The organism is Chryseobacterium sp. OSA05B (assembly GCF_019970065.1).
GTDB lineage: Bacteria > Bacteroidota > Bacteroidia > Flavobacteriales > Weeksellaceae > Chryseobacterium.
Map to the genome: position 1 here is coordinate 98671 of NZ_JAHXYH010000001.1, position 14446 is coordinate 113116.

The following is a 14446-nucleotide window of genomic DNA, read 5'->3' on the forward strand; positions in this document are numbered from 1 at the left end:
TTATCTATCGTGCAGAACAAAATTAATAATTTAAATCAATAATTGCAAGCAATAAGTGAGCTGCTGGGTAATAGCTATTGGCTGACGGTTATAAACTTGCGGGAATTTGTTCTACCAGGATTTCGTTGCCTTCTGTATCAAAATAGGTACAGGTCATTTCATTGAGATCCATTTTCCAGCCTTCCACACCGTTGTCTGCGCAGTCGTTGCAGAATGTGAGATAATCTGTTCCGCCCTGCTGGTGAAGCTTTAATCTTGTTTTAAACTGGTCCAGATTTACATTTTTTGAAACAGTAAGGTGATCGTATTTCTTTCCGGTCTGTGCTGTCTCGTTTTCCGTATCAAAATACTGAGTATTCCCGTCTGCAACTGAAACTGTATAATCTGAAACGCCCAGCTTCTTTATGGCCTGGATATATTCAGGAAAATCTGCCCCGCTTTTTACTTTCTGATGTTCCGCTTTGATTTGTTCAATGGTAAATTTCATATCTTTTTTTCTTTAAGCTGTAGGCAGTAAGTTCTATGCCCACATCCTAATTCATAATCTCTCTCACCTGCTGCCACTTCTCCCCAAATTTAAAAATTTTTGGAATGCAAATGTATCATAAAATAAAAACCGACAGATATTTCCGTCGGTTAGTTTTAACTATATTTCGTATACAAAATATACATCTTAAGGATGCTGCTGCATTTTGGCAGGATCATCGTAATTAACCATCCAGTTGATTTCGAATTTATCCGTAAACATTCCGAAATAAGCGCCCCAAAACGTGTCAGCCATTGGCATGGTTACCTGTCCGCCGGCAGAAAGACCCTGGAATAATTTATCTGCTTCTTCTTTGGATTCTGCGTTTACAGAAATAGAGAAATTATTTCCCGCTTTGAAGCTGGAAGCCCATTCCCCACCGGTATCGCTTCCCATTAAGATCGTCTCTTTTGAGATAGGAAGAGAAACGTGCATGATTTTGTCTTTGTCTCCTTCAGGAGTTTCTTTGCCTTCCATTGGAGGCATTTCCCCGAAAGTTCCGATGTAAGGATATTCTCCTCCGAAAACTGATTTGTAGAAATCGAATGCTTCTCTGCAGTTTCCATTAAATGTTAAATAAACGTTTACTGATGCCATGATTGTTTTTTTATGAGTTAAGTTTTAATGAGTTTCTTTTAAGGCTTCTCAGATAATTCTTTTAATCTGGACAGTCCTTTCTGGTAATCTTTTCCGATAGCATCTTCCATATTCATCAACAATTTCATTACTGTAAACGGATAAGGTATTTTTGACGTAAATCCCCATATCGCCTTGCTTCCGGTACCTTCCGGAACAATTTTCACATAGGCATTGGCTTCACTTTTATAAGGCGTTAAGAACAGCAGTTCCGTATCAATTCTTTTACCTGCTGCATCTATTTTTTTCACTTCCTGACAGCCTTTTCCGGCCGCATCTTTCTGACTGTCCCAGCATACTTTTTCACCAGGCTGTCCGGTGGTTCCGGTCCAGTCTTTTTTCATGGCAGGATCCAGATCATTCCATGGGCTCCACTTATCCATTGCTTTTAATGTATTGGTCTGCTGCCATACTTTTTCAACCGGAGCATTGATGGTGATTGATTTCTCATACACACAGTCTCCTGAGATAAAAGCGGCCACCACCATCCATAAAATCAGGATAGAAGCCAGAACGAGAATAATTTTCTTTAATATTTTCATGAATCGGGATTATCTGTGTTGGTCTATTAAAATCATGTTTCCGTCCGGATCTTTCAGAAAAATATGTTCAGGTCCTGAAGTGGTTTCATCTGCTGCTTTTTCAAGCTCCACGCCGTTTTCTTTCAGATGTTTCTGAATGTCACGTACATCATCAAAAGATTCCAGATTCTGGGCATTTTCGTCCCATCCCGGATTGAATGTCAGCATATTTCCGTCGAACATAGCCTGAAATAAGCCTACCAGTGTACTTCCGTTTTTCATGATCAGATAATTCTGCTCCATTTTACCGGCCATCACAGAGAACCCCAGTTTTTCGTAAAAATCTTTAGACTTCTGAAGATCCTTGACACTTAGACTGATTGAAAATGCTCCTAATTTCATATGTATTTTTGATTTTTTTTAATGGTCATATGGAATCGCGTATAATCATGACTATTTAATTTACCCAGTGATAACGATTTCATATGTAGTTTTTATTTTTTTAAAGCTAATTGACTGCCCACAAACACCAATCCCCATACAACGATTCCCAATACCCAAAACCAGACCGGCGTAGGCAGGGAAAACATCATATAAATCGTTATGAACAGAAAGATAACTCCACAGACTGCTGCAGAGGTATGTTTTCCATTTTTGGCGACTTTTGAAGCTGTAAATCCTGAAACGAAAGCAGCCAGTGCATAACCAATGATTACGAAAAACAACGCCATAAAAGGAGCCGTTGCTACGTATTCTTTCATCGCTGTCATATCACCACTTCCCGCTGCTGCCGGAGGCGGATACACCTGATGACCTATTTTCTCAACGATGGTAATGCTGATAATTCCTGCAATGAGTCCGGCCGGGACAGCCAATATTCTTCTTAACATGGTTATTGATTTTTTAAACGGGTTTTAAAGTCCAGTGTTCCGTCATAACTTTTCCAATCTCCAATAAATTCTATGTACTGTCCTTCTATTTTTTCGGTTTTTTTATTCCAGTTGAAAGTATAAATAAATTTACCTTTAAAAATACCTGAATGTTTTCCTTTCGCTTCTTCCGCCAGTTCATAATCCCCGAAAACAACTCCTTTTCTTTTCGCATCTCGGTACTTCGTGATGGTTATTTTCCCTTCATATTTCGCGTAGTTGTCATCCACAAGAGAATACCCGGAAATAAAATATTCCTGGTCATTTTTCTTATTCTGTTCGGAAATATTGACCTTCAGTTTCAGTAGTTGGCCGCTGTTGCCAATGGTTCCGATATAAGGTTTACTGTTGTTCAGCCAGACATTTGAAATATCAGGCATTTGCCCCCATGCAAAACTGCAGGCAAGAATGAGGATCCATAAAAGTTTTTTCATACACTGGTTTTATACTCCAAACTGAGACAGGTGGTGGTTCAGATGTTTTGCAAACATATTATTCCACTCTGTAGAATTTAATTTTCCAAAAGAGAATGACTCTTTACCATCAAAAGCTTCAGGTCCAAGCTGCTGTGTTTTCTGAATAAAACCGATCAGTCTTTTCTTCTCTTCATCAAAGTTTTTTCTTCCTGTAATCAAAAACTGGGGAGCCGTAGGGGAATCTCTGGAATACGCCTTTTCTCCCACCACTTTTGGTTTTACAAAGGTTTTCAGAATAAACTTGGCAATAGATCCCGGTTTTTTATGTTTTTCCGGCTCATACACCATTTCATAAGATACACTGCAGTGAGCAAGCATCTGGTCAACTGTCATTTTTCCCCATAAACCGTGGGTATCCTCTACCAGATTATTTATCCTATCAATATAGTTTTGAGCATCTTTTGCGTCAAATACATTTTCCATATACTTTCTAATTATCTGAAAGCAAATATATCAGTTTTTTCTTTTGATTTTTATAGGGGAATGAAAAAAACGGTGACGTGTTTGGGTTTGCAGGGTACGGGTTTCGGGATAAGGGATGCGAGTTGTCAGTTGCGAGTTGCAGGTTTTGTGGACATAGTGTTAGTTATTGGGGTTTGTCATGTTTTCACACTCAAAACCTTAAACTCGAATCCCCGCACCCCGAAACTCATAACTCATAACTCATAACTCATAACTCATAACTATTCCACAACCTCTTCAGAACCAGTATTTCTAAAAATAAACCACAGTTTGATCTTTAAAGCAATCCAGCCCAGGATGGCGTAGATGACCAATAGGATGCTTAAATGTTTTAAGAAGGGAAATGTAAGTTCGACGGATCCTTTCTGGATCAGTAAAATTTTAAAAGCCTGAAGGAAAGGAGTCAGGGGAATAATATTGGCGATAAACTGTACGAATGAAGGCATTGCGCTCAACGGCCATGTAAATCCACTGATAATAAACGCCGGAGATGCAATGACCATCAGAATCTGAGTGGCTTTTAAAGCATCCGGAATCAATATGCTGATGAATACTCCTAAAAACGAAGCGGAGCCCACAAATACTGCTGTCAGAAGAATAAAATTGAGTATTCCTTCCGGCATCGGAACCCGAAAAATCATATGCATAAAGTAATAGACCCCAACAATAAGAATGGAGAATATCCAGATCGGAATCACCTTAATCAGCATGGTCGGGAACGCCCATCTTTTCATCTTCAGATATTCTTTTACAAAAGATCCTCTTTCAAATTCGGCAGCAAAACTTACCGCCATGGCCAGAAGAATCACCTGCTGAAGAACGACAGCCAGCATCGCCGGCCACATAAAAATCAGATAGTTTCCTGTGGTGTTGAAAAGCGTGATATAATTGGCTTTGAAAGGTTCATACTGGGTAGCCGCTTTTGTAGCAGGCATTCCTGCTTTTTGTAAAGCTTTGATGGAAGCTCCGGCAGAAAAAGTTCCTATCGTCAACTGAAGTGCTTTGGAAGCAAAATTCGCAGTAAGGACGTTTCCGGTATTGACATAAACATTCAGTTCGGGATATTTTTTCTGGAGCATATCAGCCTCAAACCTTGACGGAATAATCACGACAGCCGCTGCTTCATGTCTGATCACTTCATCTTTTATACTAAAAGGTTCCTGAGCATATTTAATGATGCTGATGCTTTTATTATCATCCAGCATATCTGTCAGCTGACTTGACAACGGTGTATTATCGCGGTCGATAACAAGTACCGGCGTATGTTCCACTTTTCCACTTTTGTACACGAAACCTAAGAGCGTGGCATAGAATACCGGGGCCAGAAAAAACACGGTCCTAAGGGTAGAATTGCCTATAAAAAGCCTGAACTCTCGTTTTAAAAGACGGAAAAATTCTTTCATAATTATTTCAGGATAACGTTAGCATTCACCAATATACCTTTAGCCTTACTCATGTCTGCAGGTTTCACTTTGATCTCATAGACCGCGTCCTGCAGCTGATAGTCGGGATAAGCAGTGGTAATGTCCGCATATCTTGTCAGCTGTTTGATGTAGACAATTGTCCCTTTCAAAGTTTCTTTATTATAGACCACCTGCATATTTACCTCCTGTCCTTTTTTATATTTTGAAATGGAACTTTCAGGAACTGTGAATCTGAAATAGGTACTTTCCGGAATGTATCCATTGAATAAAGCAAAACCAGCCGTAGCCAATTCTCCTGCATTCAAGCTGATGGTTTCTATTTCCATATCATTAGTCGCGATAATATATCTCTCAGAATAGGCAACATTGGCCTCCTGAAGAGCACCTTTAGCCTGGGAAGCCTGTCCTGCTGCCATTTCCACTTTTTCCACGCGGGTTCCTCTCTGAACATCATCCAGTTCGGCTACCACAGCATCATACTGGGCTTTTGCGCCCTGAAGTTTGGCATACACCTCATCGTGAGCCTGTGGAGACATTAAGCTGTCGCGGAACATATTATTGGCTCTTTTATATGATTTCTGGGCAAATTCATACTGTTCTTTCAAGCCTTTGTATTTAGCCTGAAGCTGTCTCAGCTGATCTGCCGTTGCTCCGTTTTTTGCCATCTGCTCCTGAGCTGTTGCCGCACTGACCGCACCTTGTGCCTGAGCAATTTTTGCAGAGACTTCCGGAACATCCAGTAATGCTAGGGTATCTCCTTTTTTCACGGTCTGACCTTCCGTTACGTATATTTTCAGAATTCTTCCGGTGACTTTAGGCGCAAAAGAGACAACATCTTTTTTGGTCTTTCCCGCGGAATCGTTCAGGTTTTCTTTTTTTTCACTGCAGCTCCCCAATAGAAAAAGAGCAGCAAAGAGGGTGAGTATATTTTTATGCATCATTTTAATAGTAAGGGATTAATAAAGTTTGGTGATATCAAGCTCCTGAGTCGATCTCATCAGCTCTATTCCGGCTCTTCTCTGGTTGAAAAGGGCATTCTGATATTCAAGCTCCACGACTTCAAGATCATTTTCCGCATCGATGAGCTGTGAAGATTTGCTCATCCCGTATCTGAATTCTTTCTCAGCCTGAACCAAAGCGTTTTTAGCGAGTTCTTTTTCTTTGGCTTTTAAAGTGATCTGAGCGGTTGCTATATCGTAATTGGTTTGATTATTCGCCTGATTCAGCGTTAATTTCTTTAAAGCATCTTCTTTTTTATTCTGAAGAACCTCTTTTCCAACTTTTGCCGTTTCTTCTGCATGTTTTCCTTCTTTGCCGTCAAAGATTTCCCATTTAAAGCCGACACCAACCGTTAATAAGGGAAGGATATTAACATTCGTAGGTCTCCAGTCCAGTTTTGCGCCTTCATATCCAAGGGCAGGAACTGCAGGAATTACATTTTCCGAGGTTTTGATACGGCTTCCGTAAAGCCCGATATAATAGGCAGATGCCATCAGCTGTACTTTAGGAATCATCCAGGTTCTTTCTGCTTTTATTTTATAGTCTGCCGCTGTTATGCCATGCTCCAGAGCACGGACTTCCGCTCTTTCTTCAATTCTTTTCTGTGCGGAAAGCAATTCCAGGGGAGCAAGTACGGGATCGATCATTCTGAGGCGTTCTTTACTGATTCCGCTCAGGATATAAAGCTGGGTAAGAAGAAGTTCTTTTTTTCCTTCATACTCTACCATTTTGGCGTCCAGGGTTGCCTGTGCCAGTTCTATTTTTTTATGATCATATGGAGTGATCAGGCCATAACCTAAAGCTTTATCCGCCGTTTTTCTATTGATTTCGAGTCTTTTTTTACTTTCATCCAGCACTTTTTTAGACTGATGAATAAGAGCAAGCTGATCATACGCTTTCGAAATAGCGGCGACTACATCATCTTTTGTTTTTTCAAGGAGAATATCTTCGGAGATTTTCTTTTCTTCAATGGCTTTTTTCAGGTATTTCACCTTTCCGCCTGAATAGAGAAGCATTTTCGCGTCTGCTTTTGCAATCCCTGAGAATCCGGAAACATTGAGGTTATTATTAAAACTTCCTTCGGGAATATTGATAAAGGGCGCCAGGTTAATTTCCGGCGATGTAAGTCTTGCGGTTGCATTTAGATATCCGACCTGTCCGCTCACTTCCAATGTGGGAAGAAAGATGTCTTTCAGTTTGTGTCCGTCAAGGTCTGTGAGTTTGTTCTGGGTAATCTGCATTTTGAGATCAGAATCACGGACCATAGCACTGTCTAAAAGTTCTTTAAAATCCGGCGCAGACTGTGCCCGGCAGAAAGCAGGGAAAGCCAAAAAACTAAACGTAAAAATCAATAAATTGTTTTTCATGGCTTATGTTTATAACAAATATAATGCAAAAATTTGTTAAATCCCCGAAGATAATTCGTCAATACGGTGAATTTAAAATAAGTTTAAAAAGTGTTTAGTTTTAATCTTCTATTTGTGATGATTATAGAGCATCCGTTTAACTTTAATTTGAACGATGTTTTAATTGGAAAAAATTAGTTGTTTCTTTTTTCCGTCGTAGTTTCTTATTTAGTATATTTTATCGCAAGGGTAAACAAAGCGATTTTGAGGTACTTCTTCTTTAAGATAAACAAAGGCGTTTCACTTATCAGAGTAATACAAGGTAAAGATGTTTGTTCCTGATTGATGTTATTTAGTTCCCACTGATGACCCGGATCACACAGATCAAAAAGTGTATGGAATTTATCGTTCAAAATATTGAAATTTTATAATTGTGCTATCTGCAGTACTTCAAGATTTATCTGAGAAATCCGTGTAATCTGCAGGAAAAACATTAACCACGGATTTCACAGATAAACTAAAGTGTTAGAAAACTTTTGTGGCTTTTGTGTTTAATAATTCAAGGCATGATAAAGATTAAATCAGCCTCATCAAAACCATATGCGAGAGAAAATATAACGTTTACTCAAAAAGTCCGATTTAGGGCCAACAAAAAACTCCCCACAAAATGTGAGGAGTTTATATGTAAAGATATGGGTTTATCTCTGTACTGCGGATTTCATTTTCGCATCAGGACGTAAAACTCTGTAACGAACTTCAAGGTCTTTCGGTACATAGAATACCAAAGGAAGCTTGCTGTTGTACCTTACGATCTCCGGCTTAATGGTCACAAACTTCTTGGTTTTCTTCTGATCGCGGCAACCCATTAACGTTCCTGCTGCTTCACCGTTTGATTCTACTTCATAATAGTTGTAGCCCCATCCCTGAAGATCCTGAGTCTTTACATTCCCCATTAAAAAGTAATTGTTGCAGTCCAGCATTTTCTCAGCTCCTACAAAAAACTCTACTTTCAGATCGTTTTCATTTTTTGCAACAGGCAACTGAATATACACCTGCTTAAATCCTTCTTTCGCTTTCGGGAACATTTCAATTTCCAGCTTCTCAAACTTTTCTGCTTTCTTTTGTGCGAAAGCATTTACACCTGCAAACATAATCAGTCCCGTCATTAAAGTTTTTGAAAATCTCATCTTATTTTTGTTTTAAAATTTTTACTTCTTCCCTATAGCCAAAAATCATTCCAAAATCTGAACGTTAGTTCCTTTTGTATGGGCATTCATCTGCGGTGCATAGTAATTCTGCATCGTGGTGATCCCGTTGGAAAACTTACCGGCTGCATTGGAAACAAGATCATATTCGAAGACATATTTCCCTTTCGGCATGTACTGGATGTAGAAATTCGTGGAAGCATCTTTTGTAGACTGGTAATAGCCTAAACTGTTTTTCCACTGATAACCGGACAGTACATCTGTAGGTTCAAATCCTGCCGCACGCATATCTTTAATGTGAATGAATTCCATCGCTCTGTCTGTATTCAGGATCATTCTTACGGTTACTTTATCCCCTACTTTTAAAGGCGTATCCGCTGAAATTTTCTGAAGTTCTTCGCCGTTTACCGTTTTTACTTTTTTATAAAGTTCTTTGGTGATCGATATATAGTTTTCAGAAGATTTTATTTTATCCAAATCTTCATAATACTGCCAGAACAAGCCTCCCTGTACAATTCCAGGACCTGGTTTGGTAACGGTGACGGTTCCTAAGTTTTTGTCTACCACATCCGTTTTCACGGTTGATTTCACATAACCAGTCGCCTTTGTTTGCGGAGCCAATTCTTTTCCGCCCCAAACGATGGTTGCTTTATCACTTTCAGCACCGGTCCATGATTTCCCTGAGTTTAAGATCGTAAAGATCACTTCTGAGGTTCCTCTTGAACTTCCCCATGAATTCACCTCTTTCTGTGTGATCAGCCAGATCTTCATGTCTTCAATAAATTTCTGATCGTTAGATTTCAACTTATTGAATGCTTCCAAAGCACCTGCCTGATTCACTACTTTAGATCCGAACCAGCCCCAGTCGTTAAGGTTCTGTTTCCAGTAAACGCCCTGAGTTTTTGTATCGGTAGAAGTTTCTTTCAGGTAGTTCATTAATTTATCTGAAACGTCTTTTAATCCATAATCATTCATCAGTAAAGCAGCACGATGAAGTCCGAAGAACGTGAAATCTGTGATCTTCGCTGTTTTTGCTTTCTGTTTTACCAGTGATTTCAATGATGCTCCTTTTCCTTTTAACGGATACTGTTTTTCCCAATAGTTTCGGGTATCAAGATAATCCATGGTCCAGTTGTTCCAGACATTATCTTTTTTCGCATCCCAGTATTTATCAATCTCGTTGTCTACGTACTGAACTAATTGTGCTACCAATTCCTTCTGATCTGTAGTCTGATAATCTTTTGCACTTTCTTTTAACCAGGTATTGATCTTACCTAAGTTTTTAAGAATGTACAACGATGTTCCGTAAGAACTCGGATATCCGGGATACCAAGAGAAGCCTCCATCCGGATTCTGCAGTTTTTTAAGATCACTCCAATCCTGATTGATGGAATTTCTCATCGTGTTGGCATCAAACAACAGCGCCAGTTTCTGCATCTGCTCGCCTTCATTTTTACTTTCCAGCACCCATGGAGTTTCTTCCAGTAGAAGCTGCTTCAGCTCCTGATTTTTTTCAAGATTTGAATTCAGCAATCCTTTACTCTGGTATTCTTCAAAAACGGTCTTCATTTTCGGATTGGCCTTGAATACTTCAGAAGCCAATACGTCGGCGAACCATTTGTTGAAGATCACATCTGCAGAATTATTCTGATCATTTTTCAGACTTGGTAAGGCAAACATAATTTCCCAGATCGGATTGGTGGTCAGTTCCAATGTATTTGAAACATTAGTGATCGTCGCAGAACTTGAATTTTTAAGGTTGTCCAAAACAAATGTTTTGGTTTCGCCTTCTTTCACAAATACCGGTACGGCATCTGTTACGAGCATTCTGTTCGGAAGTACAGCGATCGCCTGCTGTTCCCCGTCTGAGTAAGCCCCTGCTTTGGCTACAACTTTCAATACAATGGAAGACACATTATTCGGAACTTTCAGTTTCCAGGTCAATGCGCTGTTTCCGTTTTCGTTTAAGCTAAAATTCTGCGTCCCAGCGTTGATCCCGAACTGAGAAGAAATATTTTCATTCGTAAAGGCATCCAGAATCTGAAGTTCTGCTGAACCGCTTAATTTTTTATCGGTAAGATTGGACAGTTTCGACTGAAGATTCAGTTCGTCTCCTTCTCTTAAGAATCTCGGATAATTTGGAGTCACTGAGAATTCTTTCTGAGTCACCACCTGTTTTTCCAGTACTGCTGCTCTCGCATCTTTTGTGTGAGCGAGGAACATCAGTTTCCATTTTGTCAATGCTTCCGGAGAAGTGAATTCAAAACTTACATTTCCTTCCGCATCTGTTTTCAGATCGGGATAGAAGAATGCGGTTTCGTTCAGGTTTTGACGTACTGGAACTTTTTCGAGGTCTTCTTTCTCAACTGCCATTTCATTTAAAGATACTGCTGCATCAGCCTGAGCTTCCGCGCCTCCTAAAGCCACTTCCCTCGTTCTTGCCATCTTAGCCTGTGCTACAATAGGTGCATTAGGAGGAGCTGGAGCATAAGCCGGACTCTTCACACCCTCTACTATTGCATCGGTGGTGTAAATTGCATTACTCATCTCATATATTCCCCCATCAAACCAGTTGAAATTAGGAATATCTACATATCTTCCATTGTAATATTTCAATCTTTTCTGATAGTATTGCTGAAGCAGATACTGTCTGATATCATAAGAAGTTACGATAGAATATGGCGTATATAAATTCTGCCAGCTGAATGTATTTGCAGCAAACTGATCCAATGACATATCATACATATTGGCCAGTACTTCGGCATTTACTTTTTCTTTATCGCTTCCTGAAACTTTTACCGTCCATTTTTCTTTTGAATTCGGTTCCAGTTTATCTCTGAAAGTAACGGTTTCAATTTTTACAGGCTGTTCTGTGTTTTTTATTTTTAAAGTCACAGACTGGGTCTGCACATCGTTGAATGCTGCAATCTGGAACTGGACATTCAATGTTGCTACACTTTTATCTTTAGGAATATCTGTGGTGTATTCCAGAACGCCTTTCTTCATCTGATGGACTTCCGAAACTGTTTTTCCTGAACCGTCCTGAATAAATACATTCACAAGCGCATCCGGCACTGCTGAATAGACATAGACCTTAGCCTTCTCACCTCTTGAAAACTCATTCTTAGGTTCAATAACGGTCAGGAATGTTTTCTGTGAAGGTTGTAAAGATCCTTTATCCCAGATACTGAAATTCTGTGAAGATTTTATGGTGTCTTTTCCTTCCATATTATAAAGCTCAAGCTGATAATCACCGGCTGCCAGCTTTCCTAAATCCATTTCTGCAGACGGTTGCTGAAGTTTTTCAGAAATTAATTTTTCTGTTTTCCAGTTTTTAGCTTCATCGTCTTTATCAAAAAGATCGTGCGGGAATTTGCTGATGAATTCTTCTCTGGAATATTTAGGCTGATTCTGAACTTCCTGTGCGAAATTATCTCTGAAAATCCTTTTCGGAGTATTCAGTTTTGATAATTTTACGTTGTATGATTTTTTAAGATCCTGCTCGTTGTAATTCAGGGTTTCTACTTTCAGTTTTACATTTTCGTCACTGAATGTGTTTTTGATTCCATCCGCTTTAATATAATGAGAAACCGAAGCTACTTTCAGCTGTGTATTGGCAGATTGTGTTTCTCCGTTGATATCCGTTACCGAAGCATTGATCTCATAGTTATCGATCTGAATTCCCTCCAGCTTTTCATCTTTTTTAAGATCAAGACGGATGACAAACTCTCCTTTCTCATTGGTTTTAGCCTCGCCAAGGATTGAATTTTCATTGTCATTACCACGAGGATACCACCAGAAATATCTCCATCTGATGTTATGCTTTTTGATTTCGTAATTTACTGTTGTATTGCTCAAGGCCACTCCGGAGAACATGATTGCTTTTCCTTTCAGTTCAATCGTCTGTCCGTATTTGTACTCGTCTTTTACAGGATCAAAAGTCACTTCAAATTTCGGTCTCTTGTACTCCTCAACTCTGATGTCTTTATACCCCTGACTCCCTATATCTGTTCTTAGGTAGAAAATACCGTTCAGCTGGCCTTTTGGAAGGATAAAACTTCCGTGGTAAGATCCGAACTCATTCGTTGTAAAATTCTGTGAAGACACTTCCTGGCTGTTGGCATCGAGAAGGGCGATTTTCTGTTTTAACCCTGAAGTTACAGCTTCTACTTCCTTATCGATCTTTGTATTGATCACTTTGAAATAAACGGTTTGTCCCGGTCTGTAGATTGCTCTGTCCGTAAAGATCTGAGCTAAGCTGCGCGTTTGTTTATTGGGATTGTAGTTTTCTGCATTTCCACTGTTTCCATACACCTGCATGATCTGGAAATCATTGGTTTTCGGCTGGCGGATCAGGAAAGTCCTGTAATATTCATTGCTGGCCTTGGAAGGGAATTTAAAAACACCGTTCGCATCCGTTTTTCCATCAATTTTATTTAAAGTTTTATTGGCCACAAATTCATAGAAAGCAAGACCTTCATTCGCTGCCGGTTTTCCGTTTTCACTGTTGACCAGTTTCAGCGTATTGGAAAGCTGGTTTGTGTCTGTTTTGGTCTGGTAAATTATTCTGTTTCCTGAAACCAGGAAGTAAAAATTCTGTCTGGAATTGCTGTCTTTTGCATCAGATCCGGCCACAGCATATTCCACAACGTAAACCCCTGAAGGAAGAGGCTTGATCTCCAGTGAAGTTTTGTGGATCTGAAAATCTTTGGAATCGCCAAGCTGGAACGTTTCTTTTCTTACCAGATTTTTTTTAACCTTACTAAAGGTATTGTTGTAAGAATTCTGTACATACTGCATCAATGTCGTAAAATCTTCTTTTACTTCATAAATGTTCAGTGAAAAATCCGTCACGTTCTTATGTTCCGCTACGAAATGGATCGGCAGATTATTCTGGGTCTGCTGTTCATATTTAATGGTAAGAAACGGATTGGTGATCTGATTTTCCTTGTTTTTTATATTTTCAATGAATGGAGATTTCGGATATTGTTTCTTCGCCTGATCAGCAATAGCCAAAGCTTCTTTCTCCTTTTTTTTAGCGATCAACTCATTCATGATATCTTCCATGATGATCACTTTGTAATCTCCTTCCGTATCGGATTTCAAAAGAGTTTGGAGTTGTTCCAGTTTATCTTTACACTGATTGTAATTGCAATTTTCCGTCAGCTTTTCCTTTGTGAAATACAGCTTAGGATTTCCGCTGTTCTGTGCAATCAATTCATCAAATGTTGCATTGATATGTGTTCTGTTCTCCGATAATTCATTTTTTGTGAAAAGACTGTTTTCAGAAAGAAAACTGATCTTCCTCATAGAATACCATTCAAACAAGGTTGGGAAAAAAGCCACATCCTTGATTTCTGTAAAAATTTCCTTGTATTTCGCCAGAGGTATTTTTTTCATCTCCGCCTTCTGCTGATCGAGTTCCTGATAGCTTTTTTTCAGATAGTTTTTAAAATCAAGCTTACTCCAGGTTTCAATCTGAGCCAGGTCCTGTGAATTGATATTGGTTCTGCTCTCTATTTCCCATGAATTCTGATTGTAATAATCCATAAAAAATCCGTTCAGAAGAACCGTATACACCAGTTTCTCTTCGCCTTTCAATTTGCTGTCGGCCTCTTTAAGTTTGACAAAGAACTTTGAGGCTGCATCATTCTTATCGTCGTCTACGGTAAGATTTACAACACTGAATTCCGCTTTCAGGGAACGGATGAGCTGGATGGCATTATTTTCTTTCATTGCGTGGTTTTGTATGTCTAAAATGATGGGAAGATTAGATTTATAGGCACCTTTCGCACTGTTTTCAGTCACTTTCTTCCACTGGTCGTCGTAGTATTTTTGCGCCGAAACGGTGGAAAAGCTCAGCATTAAAAGCAAAAGAATAAAAATCTTGGAAAATCTTTTCATATATGTTATTTTTGATAA

At 39.3% G+C, this 14446-nt stretch carries 12 protein-coding genes; all 12 read right to left on the reverse strand.

Annotated features, from left to right (window positions below):
- Positions 1-88 precede the first annotated feature (88 nt).
- The 12 genes from LC419_RS00510 to LC419_RS00565 all read right to left on the reverse strand — a co-directional run bounded on the left by LC419_RS00510 (position 89) and on the right by LC419_RS00565 (position 14428).
- A complete protein-coding gene (locus LC419_RS00510) occupies positions 89-487 on the reverse strand; it encodes a DUF1398 domain-containing protein (RefSeq protein ID WP_223605495.1) in 399 nt (132 codons plus the stop codon).
- 186 nt (positions 488-673) lie between these two features.
- On the reverse strand, positions 674-1123 hold the full coding sequence (locus LC419_RS00515) for a VOC family protein (protein WP_223605496.1): 450 nt from the start codon (positions 1121-1123) through the stop codon (positions 674-676).
- Between the two features lie 38 nt (positions 1124-1161).
- Positions 1162-1704: an SRPBCC family protein gene (locus tag LC419_RS00520; RefSeq protein WP_223605497.1), complete on the reverse strand. Its 543-nt coding sequence runs from the start codon at positions 1702-1704 to the stop codon at positions 1162-1164.
- A gap of 9 nt (positions 1705-1713) precedes the next feature.
- A complete protein-coding gene (locus tag LC419_RS00525) occupies positions 1714-2085 on the reverse strand; it encodes a VOC family protein (protein WP_223605498.1) in 372 nt (123 codons plus the stop codon).
- Positions 2086-2177: 92 nt separating this feature from the next.
- Positions 2178-2573, reverse strand: a complete 396-nt coding sequence (locus tag LC419_RS00530; protein WP_223605499.1) for a hypothetical protein — start codon at positions 2571-2573, stop codon at positions 2178-2180.
- A 2-nt stretch (positions 2574-2575) separates the two neighbouring features.
- A complete protein-coding gene (locus tag LC419_RS00535) occupies positions 2576-3046 on the reverse strand; it encodes a hypothetical protein (protein ID WP_223605500.1) in 471 nt (156 codons plus the stop codon).
- A gap of 9 nt (positions 3047-3055) precedes the next feature.
- Positions 3056-3511, reverse strand: a complete 456-nt coding sequence (locus LC419_RS00540; RefSeq protein ID WP_090022522.1) for a DUF1569 domain-containing protein — start codon at positions 3509-3511, stop codon at positions 3056-3058.
- A gap of 260 nt (positions 3512-3771) precedes the next feature.
- On the reverse strand, positions 3772-4953 hold the full coding sequence (locus LC419_RS00545; protein WP_223605501.1) for an ABC transporter permease: 1182 nt from the start codon (positions 4951-4953) through the stop codon (positions 3772-3774).
- Positions 4954-4955: 2 nt separating this feature from the next.
- Complete coding sequence (locus LC419_RS00550) at positions 4956-5912, reverse strand: HlyD family secretion protein (protein ID WP_223605502.1); 957 nt, start codon at positions 5910-5912, stop codon at positions 4956-4958.
- A gap of 18 nt (positions 5913-5930) precedes the next feature.
- Positions 5931-7340 (reverse strand): TolC family protein, encoded by a 1410-nt coding sequence (locus LC419_RS00555; RefSeq protein ID WP_223605503.1) that lies wholly within the window; start codon positions 7338-7340, stop codon positions 5931-5933.
- A gap of 677 nt (positions 7341-8017) precedes the next feature.
- Positions 8018-8506, reverse strand: coding sequence for a serine protease inhibitor ecotin (gene eco, locus LC419_RS00560; RefSeq protein WP_223605504.1), 489 nt, complete (start codon positions 8504-8506; stop codon positions 8018-8020).
- 45 nt (positions 8507-8551) lie between these two features.
- Entirely contained in the window at positions 8552-14428 is a 5877-nt protein-coding gene (locus tag LC419_RS00565; protein WP_223605505.1) for an alpha-2-macroglobulin, read from the reverse strand.
- Positions 14429-14446: the final 18 nt, after the last annotated feature.